We start from the raw sequence: 19,059 nt of genomic DNA on the forward strand, positions 1-19,059 counted from the left end.
GACAACAGTCATCATGACGGGCAGCCCTCTGGCCATGCCCATCCGTGTCATGCATCGCTGGCGACAGCGCATGAGCGGCATTGAACTTTCGATCCTGTTTGCCGGGACTGCCCTCTGTCTTTTTCTTGTGAAGAAGGCAGTCTGGGTGCCTGCTTCTGTACTCTTGCCAGAGAGGCCCGCGGCTTCAGTCTGGCAAGAGTTTTTATTCACGCTTTTGCATGCGTTTCTGGCGCTGGTCACGGTCGTTGCCGTCTCTCTGGCTCTGGCCGGTTTGTCCCGCCAGTTTCCCCGCTTTCGTCGATTGCTGGTGCCTGCGCTGTCCGTAGCGCGATCCATTCCCGGACTGGGGTTGGTGGGACTTCTGGCGTTGGCCCTACCACCTGTCGCCGTTATCGTGAGTGTGGCGGCTTTCAACATGATCTGGCGTGTCCTGACTGCCATTCTGGATGCTGAAGAAACGCTTCCGCCTGAATTGAACGAAGTTGCAACAGGTCTTCACATGACGGGATGGCAGCATTTCTGGCGTTTGCAGATGCCGGTTGCCATTCCTCTTGTAACGTTTCGTGCGTCTCAGGCCATGCCGGGTTTATGGTTCCGCCTCTTGTGTGTGGAAGGCCTTGCGACGCTCCTGATGCGTCATGATGTCGGCGGTTTGGGAGCGCAGGCTTTGATTGGCCTCGAAACGCATCACGCTTCTTGGTTTCTGGCGGCCGGTAGCCTGGCCGTCCTGCTCATCCTGATCGTCGATCAGTGCCTGACACGCCCGATGATGGGGTGGGCACAGCGCTACAGGCTGGATGGTCCGCAACCCCAGAAAAATCGTGGAAGATCTTGGGTTCTTCAGTTCTGGCGTGAGTCTGCGATCCTGAATGGATGCAGTGTCGGGCTGCACAGGCTGATTGGAGGGATTGGAAACTGGCGTGTGGGTCGAGTGCGCCGGCATGTGCCTGCGCTGTCCTCTGTCTCTGTTCCTGTGCCGGACTGGCTTGTGCCTCTGGCATCCCTTGTCCTTCTGGGTTTGGCAGTCGCGAAAAGCCACCTGACAGACCGCCTGCCCTATGATCTGCTCGAGAGTCTTCTTACGCTTTCGCATGTCTGTGGCGCACTGGTGCTGTGCGGGTTGCTCTGGCTGCCCCTGGCCCTGTTCTTTTTTGATGCAAGCGAGCGCGTCTTCCGATTTGCAAGACTATTTGTACTTGCGGGTGCACTGTTCCCGGCTGTTCTGCTGTATCCTCTTTTCCGTAAGCTCGAGATTATCCCTGCAGCAGTCCTGCTGTTCGTGGGCGCGCACTGGTTGACGGGTGGGACGGTTCTGGATGCCATGCAGGCTATTCCGGGACCTTTCCGTCAGGTGGCGCGAGGTCTGCGCCTCAAAGGCGTTCTGCTCTGGAAGCGGCTGATCCTTCCCGCCGTGGCTCCTGACCTGTGTGGCGGACTTCTGCTGGCGGCCGTCCCCATCTGGGACGCTGTCATGATTGCGGAAGCATTTGTGCCGTCAGACACTGGTCTGGGGGCAACGCTGCTGGCTGATATGCTTCAGGGGCAGATTGCGGCTCAGGTTGGTGTTCTCATGCTTCTCACACTTTTGTCCATGCTGCTGGACCGTCTCGTTCTTCAGCCCCTTGCGGTTCATGCCGCTCAGAAATACGCGATCCAATGACCCGAACCCTGCTCAGTCTCCAGAATTGTCGTCAGACCTATCTGAAAGACAGCAATGCTGATCTCGTCGTTTTCGATCAGGTGAGCTTTGATGTCCGTGCCGGAGAAATTCTTGGCCTCCTTGGGCGTTCTGGTTCAGGCAAATCATCTCTTCTGCGTGTGATGTCCGGATTGATGCCGCCTGTGGAAGGAAAGGTTTTCTGGCAGGGAAAGCCAGTTAACGGGCCGCTCGATGGTGTTGCTACGGTTTTTCAGTCCGGAGCGCTCTTTCCCTGGTTGACCCTGCGGCAGAATGTTCTTCTCGGGCTTGAGGCGCGTCGTCTGTCGCGGGCGGATCGTGAGAGTCAGGCCAGTGCGGCGATTGCGGTCATGGGGCTGGAGGGATACGAAAACGCTTATCCCAAGGAACTGTCGGAGGCGTTGAGTCAGCGTGCGTCTCTTGCACGAGCGCTCGCATTACAGCCGTCTCTGCTTCTGCTTGATGAGCCTTTCTCGGCTCTCGATGTTCTGAGTGCTGAAAACCTTCGCACGGACCTGATTGAACTCTGGGCAGAAAAGAGGCTGTCTTCCCTTCATGCCATGCTGCTGGCGACCCATGGTATTGAAGAAGCGGTGCTGATGTGTGACCGGATTCTGATTTTTTCTTCCAGTCCCGGGCGCGTGACCCACGAAATCAATGTCCCCTTCCCGCACCCCAGAAACCGTGAGGATGCGGATTTTCGTCGGTTTGTGGATCAGATCTATACTTTGATGACACGCCGAGCCCCGATCGTTTCTGAGGCCGAGACAACAGTCGGTCTGTCTCCTGCGGCTTTGCCACCGCTCTCCATTGTGTTGCCTGATCTTCCGGTCGAAGTTCTTGTCGGGCTGATGGAGGTGCTGAATGGCGCGCCTCTGTCCGGCCGTGCGGACCTTCCCGAACTGGCGCAGCGTCTTCAGATGACACTTGACGATCTGCTGTCGCTCGGTGAATCGCTGCAGCTTCTGGAACTGGCGGAGCTTGAGGACGGCGACATTCTTCTGACGGATGAAGGACGTCTGTTCGTCGAAGGGGACGCAGATGCGCGGCGCGACATTATGCGTACCGCTCTATTGCACTATCTGCCGTTGCTCCGTGCCATCCGCAGTACGCTTGATGAGCGGTCCAACCATGTTGTGGATGCCAATCGTTTTCGAAAGGCGCTGGAAGAAAGCATGTCTCCCGACTATGCCCAACAGACGCTGACAACAGCGATCGGCTGGGCACGGTATGCGGAACTCTTCGATTACGATGAAGAGTCAGACCGCTTTCATCTGGAAACCGAAGAGTAAGGCCTCAGGCTGGGTTTTTCAGTCGATCGCGGTATAGCTTGCGGGCCTTGGCGACCTTGGGAGCGACAACCGCTGCGCAGTAAGCGGTCTCCGGGTTGCGAGCAAAATAATCGAGGTGCTTTTCCTCTGCGCGCCAGAAATGGGCGGGACCTTCGATGGTTGTGACAATCGGTGCGGGCCAGATCTGCTCCGTAGTGATTTCGTCTTTTACGGCTTTGGCAACGCGCTGTTGCTCTGCGTCTCCGAAAATGACAGACCGGTACTGTGTGCCGATGTCATTACCTTGGCGGTTAAGCTGCGTCGGGTCATGGGTCGTGAAAAAGACGCGCAGAATATCGTGCAGGGAAATTTCCTGAGGGTCGAAAACGACCTTCACGACTTCTGCGTGACCGGTATTCCCTGTGCAGACGGCTTCGTAGGACGGAGTGTCCACATGGCCCCCTGCGTATCCCGGATCAGCCGAAATGATGCCGCGTAGACCGGTAAAAACGGCTTCTACGCACCAGAAGCAGCCTGAGCCAAGAAGAATGGAAGAGTGTGTACTCATGAGCGGGGTCTCCTGAGGGAGGTGAGCCTCCCCATATAGGGAGGCGCTTTCCTTATTTCACGACAGGCAGCCAGACGGCGCTGGCTGTGTTCCCACCACGGTGAATGGTCTGGGTGGCGGTGTGGTAATCCGATGGCTTGGCATCGAAGATATTCTGCACATAGGTCTGCGGGTTTCGATCATAGAGCGGGAACCAGCTCGACTGGATCTGGACCATGATGCGATGACCCTTCTGGAACACGTGGTTCACGGCGGGCAGCGTGAATTTGTATTCCTGAACCTGCCCTGCCGGAATGGCAGATGGGTGGGCGAAGTCATTGCGGTAACGGCCACGGAAGATATCCATGGAAATCGGGAGTTCGTATCCGCCCATCTCTGGCCGGTCCGGTGTAACGCCGGGCTGAACGTCGATGATCTTTACGATCCAGTCTGCATCTGTGCCTGTTGTGGATGCAAAGATATCTGCGGTTGGGACGCCGGAGACGCGTACAGGCGCATCAAGAACGGGTGTCTCGTACGTCAGAACATCGGGACGGCTTTCTGCAAAACGCTGATCTGTCACAAGCCAGGGTTTCCAGCGCGGATCGCCGGCAATGTAAGGTCGCGGCATGAACGGAACCGGATGAGACGGGTCGGAGATATAAGCATCCGTTCCTGGAAGCGTCCGTTTGAAAGACAGACCATGATCGGGCTGAAGGTACAGGCGCTCGCCTCGCAGCAGGCAGGTCGTATCACACTCCCCGAGCCAGTTGCGGAAATGATCCCATTGATTCTCGCCTGTATTGTAAATGATCGCTTCATCAAAATGTGGATCAGCGGCATCTTTCAGATAGTGATCAAAGAACGGGCGCATGACATTGGAGCGATACCACAGTGCGGTGTCACCGTTGAAGTGTAGCGGGCCAAGCATAGAACCATCATAGTTGACGCCACTATGCCGCCATGGCCCCATTACGAGAACGTTGGGGACTTGTGTGTGATGAGCTCTGAGGGCCATCCAGGAATGGATCGCGCCCCACATGTCTTCCTGATCCCACAGTCCCTGCTCCCAGATTGTCGGGACTTTCAGAGGCTTGCGGACGATAATCTGATCCAGAGCCTGTTCCTGCCAGAACGCATCATAGGCTGGGTGCGCTTTCAGGCGATTCCACCAGGGATATTGATCAAGACCCGCTTTGGTTGCGAAGGCTCCAGTTGAACCGGCACGCAGGAAGTTGGTGTAATCGTCAGCATCCTGCCGAGGAATGGATCGTCCTCCACCGGTTTCGCTCATCTGCTCGGTAAAGTAGTCGAGACCCGGCTGGCGGAAGGCACCGTAATGGAACCAGTCGTCACCCATCCAGCCATCCACCATCGGGCTTTCTGGGGCGGCAACTTTAAGGGCTGGATGCGGGTCCAAGAGTGCCATCACGACGGTCCAGCCTTCATAAGAAGAGCCGGTCATGCCAACGCGACCATTGCTTTCGTGAAGATTTTTCACGAGCCAGTCGATCGTGTCCCACGCATCGGTGGTGTCGTCTGTCTTGGTCGGGTTGAGCGGGCCCATCGGAGGGCGCGTCATGATGTAGTCGCCTTCAGATCCGTATTTTCCACGGATATCCTGAAAGACGCGGATATAGCCTTCCTCAACAAAAACACCATCGCCCTGAGGGCAGATCTCACGCATGGTTGGCGCGTTGGGAATGCGGTTCAGGCGTTCACTGGCATGATACGGTGTCCGCGTGAGCAGGATCGGTGCGTTTTTTGCTCCCTTGGGGATGACAATCACGGTATGGAGCTTCACGCCATCCCGCATGGGAATCATGACGTCACGCTTGATGTAATCCTGCTGATCAGTTGGCAGGGCGGCATGAGCTGGAATGTCATTTCCGGTCTGGATCATGTCTGGCGTCACGGCCGGTCCAGCAGATGCTGGAGCCGCCAGTGCGACGGGACTACAGACAAGGGAAAGAGCCGTTCCAAGGCTGAGAAGATAACGTTTCACAAAAGGCTCCTGATCTTTGAATGGATTTTGGCCTCGTGTGTTCCCATCTAGCAAGAGCGGGAAAGAATGCTTTTCATATCTTTCCTGTGCTGGTCTTTTTTTGTTTGATTCGCTATGGAGCATGGCTCCTTCTGATATGAAAGTTCTATTCTGATGCCTGCCTATCGTTCCCGTACCACAACCCATGGCCGCAACATGGCTGGCGCGCGTGCCCTCTGGCGCGCAACGGGAATGACAGATGGGGATTTCGGAAAGCCTATTATCGCGATTGCGAACTCCTTTACCCAGTTCGTGCCGGGCCATGTCCATCTGAAAGACATGGGGTCTCTTGTGGCGTCCGCTATTGAAGAAGCTGGGGGCGTCGCCAAGGAATTCAATACGATCGCCGTTGATGACGGCATCGCGATGGGCCATGGCGGCATGCTCTATTCCCTGCCCTCGCGTGAGCTGATTGCTGACTCCGTCGAGTATATGGTCAACGCGCACTGCGCCGATGCCATCGTATGCATCAGCAACTGTGACAAGATCACGCCTGGCATGCTGATGGCGGCTCTGCGCCTGAACATTCCTGTCGTGTTCGTTTCCGGTGGCCCGATGGAAGCCGGAAAGCTCAACGGTCCGGGCATCGAGCGCAAACTGGACCTCGTGGATTCCATGGTTGCAGCTGCCAACCCGAATGTGTCGGATAGTGAATCCGAACAGATCGAGCGCTCTGCCTGCCCAACTTGTGGATCATGCTCCGGCATGTTTACGGCCAATTCCATGAACTGCCTCGTGGAAGCCCTGGGTCTTGCTTTGCCGGGTAATGGTTCCCTGCTGGCCACGCATGCGGATCGTCGTGATCTGTTCCTGCGCGCTGGCCGTCTTTCTGTGGAATTGGCACGTCGCTGGTATGAGCAGGACGATGCTTCCGTTCTGCCGCGCAGCATCGCGACGCGAAGTGCGTTTGAAAATGCCATGACGCTTGATATTGCCATGGGCGGCTCCACGAACACTGTTCTACACCTGTTGGCCGCAGCGCGTGAAGGCGAAGTCGATTTCCATATGGCGGATATCGATCGTCTGTCCCGCAAGGTTCCGCATCTGTGCAAGGTGGCACCAGCTAAGGCTGACGTGCACATGGAAGATGTGCATCGCGCTGGCGGTATCCCGGCAATTTTGGGTGAACTGGATCGAGCTGGACTGATTAAAACATCAGTTCCGACTGTTCATGCGCTCACCATGGCCGATGCCCTGCAGAAATGGGACATCGTAAACGGGGATGAAGAAGCCCGTCACATGTTCAGCGCCGCTCCGGGCGGTGTGCGTACTGTTCATGCCTTCTCGCAGGCGAGCCGCTATCACGAGCTGGATCTGGACCGAGATGCGGGTGTTCTGCGCAACAGGCCAAATGCCTTTTCACAGGATGGTGGACTGGCTGTTCTGTACGGCAACCTTGCCGAGGATGGTGCCATTGTGAAGACGGCCAGCGTCGCAAAGGATATTCTAACGTTTACGGGTGTTGCCCGTGTTTTTGAAAGTCAGGATGATGCTGTTGCCGCTATTCTGGGTAACAAAATCGTCGCCGGAGATGTTGTGGTCATTCGTTATGAAGGTCCGCGCGGTGGCCCGGGGATGCAGGAGATGCTGTATCCGACCAGCTATCTGAAATCCAAAGGCCTGGCCGAAGTTTGTGCCCTCATCACGGATGGTCGCTTTTCCGGTGGCAGCTCTGGGCTGTCCATCGGGCATGTTTCTCCAGAAGCTGCGGAAGGCGGTTTGATTGGATTGGTGGAAGATGGCGATCGTATCGTGATCGATATCCCGAACCGGGGTATGCATCTGGATGTTTCGGATGCAGAGCTTTCTAGCCGTCGTGAAGCCATGCACAACCGTGGTGAACTGGCCTGGAAGCCGAACCGGACGCGCTACGTCTCCCGTGCTCTGCAAGCGTATGCCGCCATGACGACCAGTGCGGCCAATGGCGCTGTTCGTGATCTGTCCCAGATCATTGTGAAGACACGCGGCTGATCGCCCGTTCAACGGCCTCTCTCAATTCGGGAGAGGCCAGCATTTTCTGTCCGTCATGACCCGTATTGGGAACAATATCGATATTCCAGTTGAAGGGAACGTTTAGTCGGTAAGCCTGTTCCCGGGCCTGTGCAAAAGCCCATTGCCCCCGCTCCAGACGATTGCGCCCCTGCCCCATGGCCTGCGCGATGCGTCCTGCCCCGAGAGTGGTTTCCACATCATCTGACCCCAGAAGAATGGTCAGGTGCTCAGACAGGTAATGTTTAAGAGAGGTCTGCTGAATAGTCTCAGGCCAGCCATTAAAGCCATAGGGCACGGGGCTGTCCGTTTCAGGCTCGACGTAGGTGGCGGGGTTCATGATGATGACTTCTGCCTCATCAGCAGGAGCATAAGCTGCGACACGGTCCAGAAACTGGGCACCTGCAGAGTGACCGATCAGAATGATGGGAAGCTGAGGAAGGCCGGTCTCCTGCCACGCCCATTGCTCCATCGGCTTAATCAGAGACGCAGCAGGTAGCTCGTTGTTGCGGATCGGAAACCCGCCACGCTGGTATTGCCAGGTCGGAAATTCTTTTTCAGGGAGATTCGGAGCAAAAATAACCCCGCAGACTGCGCGGGAAAGAGGAATGCTATCATTCCGGTAAGCCCAGCTGTCACGATCTTTCGCAGCCATGACGAGCAGGATGGCGCGCAACTGACAGTATGGCGGCCGGAAGGCCACCATACTCACGCTTTGACCAAACAGAACAGCTTTCTGGAGGCTGGGTCCAACCGGCAGTTCCGCTGCTCTGACGTTAGGCACCTGAGCTGTGCCTAACGTCAGAGAAAGGTATGCAGCAAGGTGCCAGGTTTTAGCCAAGCCGTGCCAGAGCGGCTTTGAGGCGTTCAAGATCGTGCTCGAAAATTTCGAGGCGCTGACGGTTTTCGTCAACCACTTCAGGCTTGGCACGTGCAACAAAATCGGCGTTGTCCAGTTTGCGGCGGACCTTAACAATTTCACCTTCGTTCTTGCTGATCTCTTTTGCAAGACGCGCACGCTCCGCATCGAGATCAATAAGGCCTTCCAGCGGAATAAAAATTGTTGCTTCGTCCAGAACGATCTGGGCTGCATTGCGAGGAATGTCACCCACCAGAACGTCCACTTCTGAAACGCGTGCCATGCGACCGATTGCTTCTTCCCAGGTTTTGGCACGGGCCAGATTTTTCGGTGAGACATCACGGAAAATCAAAGGAGCCTTCTGGGACGGCGGAATATTCATTTCCGAACGAACGGTTCGAATTTCACCGATGAGACGGACAACCCAGTCGAGTTCCGTCCGCGCCTCATCTGCTTCCTGAACCACCATAGCTTCCGGCCAGCGGATGGCTGTGAAGTCCCCGATATAGCCGAGCTGCTCCCAAAGCGTTGCCGTGACAAATGGTATCACGGGCTGCATCAGACGAAGAATCAGACCAAGAACATGGGCGCTGACTGCTCGGAGCTCTGTTGTTTCGTCGTTTTCAGCGGCAAAGACCGGCTTTGAAAATTCAACGAACCAGTCACAGAAGCAACTCCAGACGAAGCGGTAGCAGGCGTTCGCATATTCATCGAAGCGATAGGCTGACAAAGCCTGCTGTGCTTCGGCAATTGCTGCATTGGCTTCCGTCAGAAGCCAGCGGCCAAGGCTGCCTTGAACCTTGGCGGGATCAAAGTCTGCTACCGGCACGGCACCGTTCATCTCAAGGAAACGCGCGGCATTCCAGAGTTTGGTGACAAACGCACGATGTTCCTCGACGCGTTTTCTGCCCAACTTGATGTCTCGGCCTGGGCCGGTTCCTGCACAGATTGCCAGACGGGTCGCATCAGCGCCAAACTCAGAAATCAGGTCCAGAGGATCAAGGCCATTGCCTTTGGACTTGGACATTTTCTGGCCTTTTTCGTCCCTGACGAGGCCATGAATCAGAACCGTTCGGAATGGCACGTCGTCCATGAAATGCAGGCCCATCATCATCATTCTGGCAACCCAGAAGAAAATGATATCAAAACCCGTCACCAGGACGCTTGTCGGATAGTAGCGGGCAAGTTCCGGCGTTTTATCGGGCCAGCCAAGGGTCGTGAACGGCCAAAGACCAGAACTGAACCACGTATCCAGAACGTCTTCGTCCTGTGTCAGGACAACATCAGCGCCTGCTTGTGCCTGTGCTTCAGCCTCGTTTTCTGCAACGAAAACACTGCCATCTGGTGCGTACCAGGCCGGAATGCGATGGCCCCACCAAAGCTGGCGACTGATACACCATGGCTGAAGATCCCGCATCCAAGCGAAGAACGTATTCTGCCACTGACGAGGCTCAAAAACGATTTTACCACTTTCGACGGCGTCTACGGCCGGGCCAGACAGCTTCTGGGCATCGCAGTACCACTGGAGTGTAAGGCGCGGCTCGACGATAGCGCCACCGCGCTCGGCATATGGGACCTGAAGCTTATGAGGCTCGATTTTTTCAAGCCATTCCAGGCGCTCAAGTTCCGAGACGATGCGCTTGCGTCCCTCTTCCCGGCTTAATCCAGCCAGAGAATTTACAAACTCTACGGATGCGAGACCGTCAATGTCCTGCAATTCATTGCGTATTTCTTCAAGCCAGATGCAGGCAGTTTCATCGAGCATGGTCGGTGCGGGCAGATCATGGCGCTTCCCGACTTCGAAGTCATTGAAATCATGGGCTGGCGTGATTTTGACCGCGCCTGTCCCTTTTTCCGGATCGGAATACAGGTCCGCAACAACAGGAATGCGGCGGCCTGTTAAGGGGAGCGTGACAAATTTCCCGATCATATCCATATAACGCTCATCCTCAGGATGAACGGCAACGGCGACGTCTGCCAGCATCGTTTCTGGACGCGTGGTCGCCACAGTAATGGCGCGACCATCCTCAAGCGGATAGCGAATGTACCACATCGACCCGTTGGTCTCGCGGTTTTCAACTTCCAGATCCGAAATTGCTGAACGGAAGTTGGGGTCCCAGTTTACTAGGCGGCGATCACGGTAGATGATGCCTTCCTGATGAAGCTGCACAAAGACCTTGCGAACTGCCTTCGACAGGCCTTCATCCATCGTGAATCGCTCACGCTCCCAGTCGGCAGAGGCTCCGAGTTTCCGAAGCTGCTGAACGATTTCACCGCCAGACTGCTGCTTCCAGTCCCAGACACGCCCCAGAAAACCTTCACGCCCTAAAGCTGTCCGGCTGATGCCTTCCTTATCCAAGGCGCGCTCGACAACCATCTGGGTGGCGATACCCGCATGGTCGGTTCCTGGCTGCCAGAGGACATTAAACCCTTCCTGTCGCTTCCAGCGGATCAGGATGTCCTGAAGGGTGAAGGTCAGGGCATGACCGAGATGAAGAGTTCCCGTGACATTCGGGGGTGGAAACATGATCGAAAAAGGTGTGCCTGATGCGTTTGGGTCGGCACGGAAAGCCCCGCTTTTCTCCCAGTTTTCGTAAAGGGAGGTTTCGTGTTCGGCGGGAACAAAACTTTTTTCGAGCATGATAATCCAGAGAGGTCAGCGAAGGCTGTCAAAGTGAAAGAAAGATGCGAGCTTTTCAGCTGTTGGGGCGAAGGCGCGCGATCTCGGCACGGACGAGGATTTCTACCAGAGACGGGAGATGGGCGTCCATCCAGGTCCGGACCATCGCCCTAACTTCGGTTCTTACCATATCCTCAATCGTCATGCCGCTGCCATTGCTGATGACGGTATCCGAAGGAATGGCCTTGTTTCCGGATACACTGAAGGCTGTCTGAAGATCTTTCAGAGAATGCTCAGCCGCGGCGATGGTCTGTGCTCCCATGAGATCATCTGCCGAGGTATTCTCAGCTTCCTTCTGCTCGGGCGATGAGGACGTGAGCGGAGCTGAAACCATCATGGAGGGATCGAGGGTAAGCTCATCTTGAGGTGTGGGCGATGTCATAAGCTGACCCTTCTTATCCTTATTCATTGTATCGTCATGCAGGATCTGACGGATCGAGCGGAGAACGGTTTCAATTGTTTCGTCATCCCGACCCGTTTGTGGGGGCGATTGCGCTGAGGAGGTCATGGGCTGCAGAATTATCCGTGGCTGACAGGAAAGTTTTTAACGCCCGGGCTGGTTGATGGCGTAATCGCTTGTTCCCCACAGCTTGTTCCTGACGGCGTTGTAATAAGCTTTTTCATCATAGAGGGGGACGCCAAGCTTCAGATCTGAGGCAGTCAGCCGGCCAATGGATGCCGCTACAGAGTAGGACGACAACACCAGACTGGAGAGATGCTGCACCAGAGCCTGCTGTGCGGAGAGAAGGGTCTGTTGCTGTTGCAAGACGGCAAGGGTTGTACTGGTACCGACAAGGGCCTGTCGTTCCACACCGTCCAGTGCAATCACGTTTGCTGAAATGGCAACCCGGTCGCTGGCGATGGACTGCTTGTAGGCTACCATCTGCTGCCAGCTTGCCGCAGCTTTTTGGAGAGCCTGTCGGCGTTGCACATCGACTTCCCTGTGCGCAGCCTGCGTTTGCTGGCGCGCTCCCCGAATGGCGGCATATTCAGATCCACCTTGATACAGGGGAATCTGGAAGGCAATGACACCGTATTTATTGTCTGTCAGGGACCGGCTGTACCCTTGGTTGACGGAGTGTTGATAGTTCAGTTCCGCTGAGACCTTCGGCATGATGGCCGAGATCTGAACAGAAACGTTGTCTTTTTGCTGCGCTTCCGCAAAGAGGGCATTGACGACACTGGGGTTGTTCTGAACCGCAAGTGCAACCGCTTCTTTCTCGCTTTTTACCGGCAGATTGAGCGGCTGGGGCGGTTCAAGATTAGGGGCTGCTGCAATTCCGACGATCTGCAGATATGTGGCTTGAGCACTCTGAAGAGTACCTTCTGCCTGCTGCCGTTGTGCAGTCGCACTTGCCAGAGCGGCTTGCGCCTGCGCGACATCCGTGCGGGTGATCTCGCCAACATGAAAACGCTCTTCCGTAGCCTGAAGCTGTTGCTGAAGAACGTGCTCATTGTTGATGGCCAATTGAAGGAGTTGTTCGTCTTCAATGACGCCCACATAAGCACTCACGACATTGGTGAACACTTCCTGTTCTGTTGCGATCAGTTTAGCGCGTTCCGCCATGACCTGATTGGTCGCTGCATGAATGCTGGCGAGGGTTTTTCCGCCCTGATACAGAGGCTGCGCAATGTTGACGCCACCGCTGTAACCGGGAGTTTGATAGCGGTTGTTGCTGCCTAGGGAGCCACCCGTAGCAGCGTAATTTGTCTGACCATTATAGTAGCTCAGATTCATGGTCGTCTGGATTGTGGGGTGCCATCCAGCCATGGCTGTTGGAACTTGCTCGTCCGTTGCGCGAAGGCGCGCACGTTCTTCTCTGAGGGTAGGATTGGTCAGATAGGCGGTGGAAAGGGCTTCCTGCAACGTATGGGGGACAAAATTTGGCGAGCCGCTCCCGTCATATTTCTGAGCAAGAGCGGTGCCGCTCAGGAGGAAGGTCAGAAGACCTAGTCCGAGAGGACCAGTGATTGTCTTTGCGCCGTTGCGTCCTGAAGTCATGAGATATCCTGCCGTCTGAACACTGTATCGCAGCGTTTCGTGAATCAGATCTTAATAGCCTGTTCATTCCAAGAAGAAAAATCATCTTCCTGATTGAAATATCTCTCTTGACCAAAAGCTTCTGAAAGACGATACAGCGCCTGTCTCCCCGAGGTCCGGTGGCAGAATGGTGATGTAGCGGACTGCAAATCCGCGAATGTGGGTTCGATTCCCGCCCGGACCTCCAGGAGACCTTTTCTATCCCCTTGAAAATCTGGATGTTTTGCTCACCCCGTTAGGAGTGAGCTTCTGCATAGGCTGCTGCTGCCCCGAATAGGCCGGGCTGCGGATGTGTGATGATCTTGACGGGCATTTCGCTCATCATGGCCTCAAATCGGCCCTTGGCGACGAAACGCTCCGCAAATCCGGACTCTCCAAGAATGCCGGCGAGACGTAACCCCAGACCGCCCGCAATCACTACGCCCTGTGCACCGTGCGCGAGAGCCAGATCACCAGAAATGGCACCAAGGCTAAGGCAGAATCGTTCGAGAGCGGCAGCGGCAATCGTGTCTGAGCCTTCCATTGCATTTTGCCAGAGGGTCTTGTTGTCCCGCAGGGTAATGGGTAGGCCCTGCTGCTCGGCAATCACTTCATAAAGATTTGTCAGACCTGGCCCGGACACAATGCGTTCGGCCGAGACGCGGCGGAAGCGTTGACGCAGAGCCTTCAGAATTCGGTCTTCTACATCGTCGAGCGGCGGGTAGTCCAAATGGCCACCTTCTGTCTCCATGACAAAATACTTTGAGCCGCGTCGAAGAAGACACGCAGCGCCAAGTCCTGTACCGGGACCAACGATTGTAATGGCGCCTTGGGGGGGGAGATCGATATTCGGTCCGCAGAGATGCTGCATGAAGGAAGAATCAACCTGCGCGACTGCGTGAGCGACAGCACCGAAATCGTTCACAAGAACAAAATTGTCCAGATGCAGCCGCTGAGCGAGTTGGGACGGATGGATGATCCATGGATTGTTGGTCATCTTCAGGATTTCGCCTGTGACCGGACAGGCGACGGCAATTCCTGCTTCTTTAGGCATTGGTCGGTCAAGAGAACGACCAAAAGCCTCCCATGCAAGCGCGAGACTGGCGTGTTCGGCGCATTTCAGGGTGACGGCTTCTCCCAGCTCAATGACCTTCCCGTCCTCGATGCTTGCAATCGCGAAACGGGCATGGGTGCCCCCGATGTCGACTGCAACGATTTCCCTCATGACAACTTTCCTCTGGCCTGTCTGGCGGGTTCAATGTGGAAGCAGTCGCTTACCGGCTGCATGACGTCAAGTTAACGAGATACTGCTTTTCCTAATTTGACGCACTCTGTCGCACTTCTGCAGAGCGCAGCAGGCGATGAGCGATGGGACGCGGCACCAGCATTTCCAGTAGTCGAGCAAGTGCAAATGGCCATGGGAACAGGAGATGGGCCCTGCCCTGGCCGATCGCACGGGCGATCATGCGGGCGGCTTTTCGGGAGGAAACGAGGAAAGGTCGCGCGCCTTCCAGGCGCTGGCTCATCGGTGTGTCCACATAGCCGGGAGAGACTAGCGTGATATGGACGTTATGCGGGGTCATAGCTGCGTGAAGGGCGGTGCTGAACCGGGCCAGGCCTGCTTTGGAGCCGCTATAGGCCGTAGCAATGGGCAGATCATGAAATGCCGCTACAGAGCCTATCAGGGCAATGTTCCCTCCTCCCCGTGTGATCATTCTCCGGGCCATTTCGGTCGCCAGTGTGACGGGCGTCGTGAAGTTGACCAGAGAGATTGTCTTTACCTGCTCGGGAAGTTCCGTGAGTTCACCTTCCGGCCGGATGTCGCCCAGGCCCGCAGCGAGAATGAGAATATCGACTGGAGTGGTATCATCGGCCTTGCGAAGGGCTTCAAGGGCTGCCTCAGGGTCGCAGAGGTCCAGCGCCAGAGTTTCTGTTGTTGCCCCGTGTTTGGCCGCCTGTGCTGCGACACGATCTAGACGCGTCTGATTACGTCCCCATAGAACAAGATGTGTACCAGCCCGCGCATAATGAAGTGCAAGGGCTTCTCCGATGCCGCTTGAGGCCCCGGTGATCAGGATGCGGGATTGAAGACCGGGCCGGTTGGGCGGTGTCGATGTCATGGAAGAAAGATCCATATATTGAAAGTCATGGTCGGATTGGTGGTGGAAAGGTATAGCCTTCCCGTGCCAGAAGATGCGACCCCGTGTCTGAACAGCACGCTACCCTTTATTCCGGAACCTGTTTTCCAACCAGAGGTGCAAGGCCCGACCCTATGACATCGCCCGCTCCGCAAGATGATCTAGTAGTCCGTCCAGTTACGACGCGGGCACATCTGAAGCTCTTCATCACCCTGCCCCGTCGTATTTACGCGGGAATGGCGGGATTTGTTCCTTCTCTGGATCTGGAACAGAACGATCTCCTTAACCCCCGTAAAGCGGCGATTTTTCGTCACTCCAGCATCCGTTACTTTCTGGCATGGCGTGGTAACGTCCCGGTAGGACGAATTGCTGCAATTGTAGATCATCGTGCAATCGAGTTCTGGGGCGAGAAAATTGGGTCCTTCGGGGCGCTGGATGCTGTACCGGAAGCGTCTGTTGTGGCTGCTTTGCTGGATGCCGCACGGCACTGGCTGCGGTTGCAGGGTATGGAGCGCGTTCGTGGTCCTGTGACACTGAGCGGAAATGGTGAGTCCGGTCTTATGATCGAGGGGCAGGATCAGCCCCTGATGATTGCGATGCCGTGGCACCCCAAGCTGCTTGGTCAGCTCGTGGAAGCCGCAGGTTATGAGCGCACGGAAGACCTGCTGAGTTACAAACTGGATCTGACGGACGATAGCGAGTTGATTTTCCGGGTCCCTGGTGACCTTACGATTGGCGAAGGACGTCTTGGGTCAATTTCCCTGACTCGCCTCTCCAAGAAGCAGATTGCGGCTCAGGGAGAGGTTCTGCGGACCCTTTACAATGATGCCTGGAGCGGGAAGTACAACTTTGTGCCTCTTCAGGACTATGAAATGAAGGCTATGATCGATCAACTCAAGCCGCTGCTACGGCCTGAGCATTATGTACAGATCGATCAGGATGGAGAGCCTGTTGCCATGGCTCTGGTCGTTCCAAATCTCTACGATATTGCTGGCGATTTGGGCGGTGATCCTTCACCGTTGGGCTGGGTGAAGCTTGGTGTTCGCCTTGGGCTACATCGGTTCCACTCTGCGCGCGTGATCCTGTTGGGGGTAACCCGCAAGCTGCACGGGACCATGCTCGGGTCTCTGCTGCCATCTCTGGCGATTTCAGAGCTGCTCCGTCGTGGTCAGTCTCTTCCCTACAAATGGGTCGAGCTTGGGTGGATTCAGGAATCCGATACGCGGATGAAGAATCTTGCAGAAGCCGTCGTGCCGCATCCTTACAAGCGGTATCGCCTTTATGAGCGTGCGATCGAAGGCTGAAGCGCCACAGGCGCTGGTAGCATTCAGAAGTGCTGCCAGCCGCCTTTCAGAAACTGGATGACCTGCCCGTTTCGATCCAAAGAACGCACACCCTTCCCTGAATGCACAGAGCCTATTCTTGTTATGGGTGTGTGGGCTTTCTGACAGATTTCAATCAGGGCGTTTTCCTGCTCAGGTGCACAGGCTAGGAGCAGTTCGTAATCATCCCCCCCTGTCAGCCGTTGCTCCAACCACTCCGGTCCCAACGACTTTGCTTCTGATGACGCTGGCACGGCCTCAGCCAGAACATCAATGGCCACTGCAGATTCCTCAGCAATATGTTGGCAGTCTTGGATAAGCCCGTCTGAAATATCCATTGCGGCGTGCACGATTCCGTTTAGGATCAATCCTGTTCTTGGTTGCGGTAACCGATAGCGATCAGCCAGAAATCCTGACGGGTCAGAAATTTCCCCCTGAAGTGCCAACAAGCCGAGAGCGGCGTCTCCTATCGTGCCTGTGACCCATAAGCTGTCGCCCGGTATGGCGCCATTTCGCCGCAGCGCAGTTCCCTTGTGCAAACGTCCAAACACCGTAGCCGAGAGGACCAGAGGTCCGGATGTGGAGGTTGTGTCACCTCCGAGAAGTGTCACGCTGTATCGGGCCTGATCCTCTGATAGCCCGGCTACAAAGGCGCCGAACCAACTATCGTTGTAACGTGAGTTTCGGGGAATGGTGACGTTCAGGGTGTAGGCGTAGGGCGTTGCTCCCATGGCTGCGATATCTGACAGATTGCAGCGCAGGAGCTTTCGTCCGAGCGTTTCCGGCGGATCATCCGACAGGAAATGGACGTTCTCGACCATTGTGTCGGTTGAAATGGCCAGTTCCTGCCCTGGAGGGCAGGAAATCAGGGCGCAGTCGTCTCGAAGGTCAAGGCTTTCCGGGCCTGCGAGGGGCCGGAAGTGTCGGGCGATGAAACTGAATTCGCCCGACATGGATCAGGCGTTGCCTTCACCGCGACGACTCAGGGTATCCAGAATACCATTTACCATCTTGGGTTCGTCACCGAAGAAGAAGCCATGGGCGACGTCCAGATACTCGTTGATGACGATGCGGTCTGGAGTGTCTGTTTCGGTAATCTCAAAAACAGCGGCGCGCAGGAGGCCGCGAAGAACGGGATCAAGGCGGGAAATTGGCCACTGCTCTGGAAGAAGATCGCTCAGTGTGTGGTCAACCTTGTCCTGCTTCAGCGTGACGCCACGGACGATTTCCTGCATCAGAGTCAGGTCGGCGTCGGGGATGTGGCCGTCTTCGAACGAGGCTGTCGGGCTGACACGGCGGTGGCGGAGGAACTGGTTGAGAACGGTTTCCGCATTGTCGCCAGACTGTTCGCACTGGAACAGGGCCTGAACAGCGGCAACGCGGGCGATTGTCCGGCTGCGGCGCGTCGGGTGGCTCGTGGGCGCGTCGGATGCGGTCATGGTGTCTCCTGGGAGTCTTTGGTCGGCAGGGACGCGTGTGCGTCCCCGGGAATGGGGTTCATGTCGGCGAGGATCTTCGAGAAAGCCTCGACTTCACGGAAGTCGCGATAGACGCTGGCGAAGCGGACATAAGCCACACCGTCCACCTCACGCAATGCATCCATGGCAAGTTCGCCGATACGATGTGAAGAAATATCCTGTTCCCCGGAGGCTTCAAGCTGGCGGACCAGTCCGTTGACCAGCCGTTCCTGACGTTCCTCCTCAACCGGGCGCTTGCGCAGTGCCACGCGAATGGAACGTGCGAGCTTGTCCCGATCAAACGGGGCGCGGCGACCATCGGCCTTGATGACAGTCAGTTCCCGGAGCTGAACGCGCTCAACGGTCGTGAAGCGCTGGGTGCAGGCGGAACAGACGCGACGACGGCGAATGGCCGTTCCGTCTTCGCTGGACCGGCTGTCCTTCACCTGAGTGTCTTCATGTCCGCAGAAAGGGCAACGCATGGACGGTCCTGATTGTTCGGGCCTTGTGGTGGCCGGGGAATTGGAGGCAGTTTACCGGATCATACGTTCCGACCCAAACGGGCCTGTCTGTTCTTAGGAGACTGTCGTTGAAACGGGTATCTGCCGCTTTTGCTGTCCTGTTGTCGTTTTCTGCGGTTCCGGGCTTTGCCCAGGATGCCGGGGCGCTTCCTGCTGCCCAGCATAACCGCCAGAAAATCGTTGTTCTGGATGGAACGCTCTCGCCCTCGTCACACAATACGTCATCCGCCAGCGGCTATTTCACGATTCGCAATGACGATGGTGCGGATCATCTGCTGAAAGGGGTGTCCTCTCCGGTCTGCTCCAGCATCACTGCACACCACACCAATCAGGAACAGACTCAGGGAACGAATGATCTGTTTTCCCATCTGTCCCTTCCCCATAATTCGGAAATGATTTTCCCACCTTCAGGGTATCACCTGCTGTGCGGCGGCATCACAAAGCCTTTGCAGCAGGGAGAGAAAATTCCGTTTACCTTCCAGTTCCTCGATGGGGACAGCATTACGATCGGGTTTACGGTTAAGCCCGTATAA

The 19,059-nt window shown here is 56.1% G+C and carries 16 protein-coding genes and 1 tRNA gene; 6 read left to right on the forward strand and 11 right to left on the reverse strand.

What is annotated here, in order from left to right; all coding sequences use genetic code 11:
• Window positions 1-13: 13 nt before the first annotated feature.
• Window positions 14-1,660, forward strand: a complete 1,647-nt coding sequence (locus AC3B6F_RS01695) for an ABC transporter permease subunit (RefSeq protein ID WP_489823184.1) — start codon at window positions 14-16, stop codon at window positions 1,658-1,660.
• A complete protein-coding gene (locus tag AC3B6F_RS01700; RefSeq protein ID WP_010501588.1) occupies window positions 1,657-2,970 on the forward strand; it encodes an ABC transporter ATP-binding protein in 1,314 nt (437 codons plus the stop codon). The genes AC3B6F_RS01695 and AC3B6F_RS01700 overlap by 4 nt, the downstream gene beginning before the upstream one ends.
• A 4-nt stretch (window positions 2,971-2,974) precedes the next feature.
• Here AC3B6F_RS01700 and msrA read toward each other — a convergent pair whose 3' ends face one another.
• Entirely contained in the window at window positions 2,975-3,517 is a 543-nt protein-coding gene (gene msrA / locus AC3B6F_RS01705) for a peptide-methionine (S)-S-oxide reductase MsrA (protein WP_489823185.1), read from the reverse strand.
• A gap of 52 nt (window positions 3,518-3,569) precedes the next feature.
• A complete protein-coding gene (locus AC3B6F_RS01710; protein WP_489823186.1) occupies window positions 3,570-5,501 on the reverse strand; it encodes a CocE/NonD family hydrolase in 1,932 nt (643 codons plus the stop codon).
• Between the two features lie 153 nt (window positions 5,502-5,654).
• Here AC3B6F_RS01710 and ilvD point away from each other — a divergent pair, with 153 nt between their 5' ends.
• Entirely contained in the window at window positions 5,655-7,511 is a 1,857-nt protein-coding gene (gene ilvD, locus AC3B6F_RS01715) for a dihydroxy-acid dehydratase (RefSeq protein WP_489823187.1), read from the forward strand.
• Here ilvD and AC3B6F_RS01720 read toward each other — a convergent pair.
• The 4 genes from AC3B6F_RS01720 to AC3B6F_RS01735 are packed head-to-tail and all read right to left on the reverse strand — an operon-like array spanning window position 7,489 to window position 13,070.
• A complete protein-coding gene (locus AC3B6F_RS01720; protein WP_489823188.1) occupies window positions 7,489-8,313 on the reverse strand; it encodes a hypothetical protein in 825 nt (274 codons plus the stop codon). The two genes, ilvD and AC3B6F_RS01720, sit on opposite strands and share 23 nt — an antisense overlap.
• A gap of 49 nt (window positions 8,314-8,362) precedes the next feature.
• The gene (locus AC3B6F_RS01725; protein WP_489823189.1) at window positions 8,363-11,029 is read right to left on the reverse strand and encodes a valine--tRNA ligase; all 2,667 of its coding nucleotides are present in this window, start codon (window positions 11,027-11,029) and stop codon (window positions 8,363-8,365) included.
• Window positions 11,030-11,084: 55 nt separating this feature from the next.
• Window positions 11,085-11,576: a DUF2497 domain-containing protein gene (locus tag AC3B6F_RS01730; protein ID WP_023942528.1), complete on the reverse strand. Its 492-nt coding sequence runs from the start codon at window positions 11,574-11,576 to the stop codon at window positions 11,085-11,087.
• A 36-nt stretch (window positions 11,577-11,612) separates the two neighbouring features.
• The gene (locus AC3B6F_RS01735) at window positions 11,613-13,070 is read right to left on the reverse strand and encodes a TolC family outer membrane protein (RefSeq protein ID WP_489823190.1); all 1,458 of its coding nucleotides are present in this window, start codon (window positions 13,068-13,070) and stop codon (window positions 11,613-11,615) included.
• A 152-nt stretch (window positions 13,071-13,222) separates the two neighbouring features.
• Here AC3B6F_RS01735 and AC3B6F_RS01740 point away from each other — a divergent pair.
• Window positions 13,223-13,296 (forward strand) — tRNA-Cys (locus AC3B6F_RS01740).
• Window positions 13,297-13,344: 48 nt separating this feature from the next.
• Here the strand turns inward: AC3B6F_RS01740 and glk are convergent.
• Together glk and AC3B6F_RS01750 are read right to left on the reverse strand one after the other, a co-directional pair.
• A complete protein-coding gene (glk, locus tag AC3B6F_RS01745; protein ID WP_061933065.1) occupies window positions 13,345-14,313 on the reverse strand; it encodes a glucokinase in 969 nt (322 codons plus the stop codon).
• 91 nt (window positions 14,314-14,404) lie between these two features.
• Entirely contained in the window at window positions 14,405-15,208 is an 804-nt protein-coding gene (locus AC3B6F_RS01750) for an SDR family NAD(P)-dependent oxidoreductase (protein ID WP_023942522.1), read from the reverse strand.
• A gap of 152 nt (window positions 15,209-15,360) precedes the next feature.
• Here AC3B6F_RS01750 and AC3B6F_RS01755 point away from each other — a divergent pair, with 152 nt between their 5' ends.
• Entirely contained in the window at window positions 15,361-16,530 is a 1,170-nt protein-coding gene (locus AC3B6F_RS01755; RefSeq protein ID WP_489823191.1) for a hypothetical protein, read from the forward strand.
• Window positions 16,531-16,553: 23 nt separating this feature from the next.
• Here AC3B6F_RS01755 and thiL read toward each other — a convergent pair whose 3' ends face one another.
• The 3 genes from thiL to nrdR are packed head-to-tail and all read right to left on the reverse strand — an operon-like array spanning window position 16,554 to window position 18,487.
• Window positions 16,554-17,501, reverse strand: coding sequence for a thiamine-phosphate kinase (gene thiL, locus AC3B6F_RS01760; RefSeq protein WP_489823192.1), 948 nt, complete (start codon window positions 17,499-17,501; stop codon window positions 16,554-16,556).
• 3 nt (window positions 17,502-17,504) lie between these two features.
• Window positions 17,505-17,987, reverse strand: coding sequence for a transcription antitermination factor NusB (gene nusB, locus AC3B6F_RS01765; RefSeq protein WP_010501611.1), 483 nt, complete (start codon window positions 17,985-17,987; stop codon window positions 17,505-17,507).
• Window positions 17,984-18,487 carry a transcriptional regulator NrdR gene (gene nrdR / locus AC3B6F_RS01770; protein WP_010501613.1) on the reverse strand — a complete coding sequence of 168 codons (504 nt, stop codon included), beginning with the start codon at window positions 18,485-18,487 and terminating at the stop codon, window positions 17,984-17,986. The genes nusB and nrdR overlap by 4 nt, the downstream gene beginning before the upstream one ends.
• Window positions 18,488-18,594: 107 nt before the next feature.
• Here nrdR and AC3B6F_RS01775 point away from each other — a divergent pair, with 107 nt between their 5' ends.
• Window positions 18,595-19,059 (forward strand): copper chaperone PCu(A)C, encoded by a 465-nt coding sequence (locus tag AC3B6F_RS01775; protein WP_489823193.1) that lies wholly within the window; start codon window positions 18,595-18,597, stop codon window positions 19,057-19,059.

Source organism: Gluconobacter sp. ESL1110 (assembly GCF_058107395.1).

What these genes read in the sequence shown, in the direction of transcription:
- AC3B6F_RS01735 (WP_489823190.1), bottom strand. Translation starts at nt 13,070, where the DNA reads ATGACTTCAGGACGCAACGGCGCAAAGACAATCACTGGTCCTCTCGGA.
- ilvD (WP_489823187.1), top strand. Translation starts at nt 5,655, where the DNA reads ATGCCTGCCTATCGTTCCCGTACCACAACCCATGGCCGCAACATGGCT.
- AC3B6F_RS01730 (WP_023942528.1), bottom strand. Translation starts at nt 11,576, where the DNA reads ATGACCTCCTCAGCGCAATCGCCCCCACAAACGGGTCGGGATGACGAA.
- AC3B6F_RS01695 (WP_489823184.1), top strand. Translation starts at nt 14, where the DNA reads ATGACGGGCAGCCCTCTGGCCATGCCCATCCGTGTCATGCATCGCTGG.
- AC3B6F_RS01750 (WP_023942522.1), bottom strand. Translation starts at nt 15,208, where the DNA reads ATGACATCGACACCGCCCAACCGGCCCGGTCTTCAATCCCGCATCCTG.
- msrA (WP_489823185.1), bottom strand. Translation starts at nt 3,517, where the DNA reads ATGAGTACACACTCTTCCATTCTTCTTGGCTCAGGCTGCTTCTGGTGC.
- AC3B6F_RS01700 (WP_010501588.1), top strand. Translation starts at nt 1,657, where the DNA reads ATGACCCGAACCCTGCTCAGTCTCCAGAATTGTCGTCAGACCTATCTG.
- glk (WP_061933065.1), bottom strand. Translation starts at nt 14,313, where the DNA reads ATGAGGGAAATCGTTGCAGTCGACATCGGGGGCACCCATGCCCGTTTC.
- AC3B6F_RS01755 (WP_489823191.1), top strand. Translation starts at nt 15,361, where the DNA reads ATGACATCGCCCGCTCCGCAAGATGATCTAGTAGTCCGTCCAGTTACG.
- AC3B6F_RS01725 (WP_489823189.1), bottom strand. Translation starts at nt 11,029, where the DNA reads ATGCTCGAAAAAAGTTTTGTTCCCGCCGAACACGAAACCTCCCTTTAC.
- nrdR (WP_010501613.1), bottom strand. Translation starts at nt 18,487, where the DNA reads ATGCGTTGCCCTTTCTGCGGACATGAAGACACTCAGGTGAAGGACAGC.
- thiL (WP_489823192.1), bottom strand. Translation starts at nt 17,501, where the DNA reads ATGTCGGGCGAATTCAGTTTCATCGCCCGACACTTCCGGCCCCTCGCA.
- nusB (WP_010501611.1), bottom strand. Translation starts at nt 17,987, where the DNA reads ATGACCGCATCCGACGCGCCCACGAGCCACCCGACGCGCCGCAGCCGG.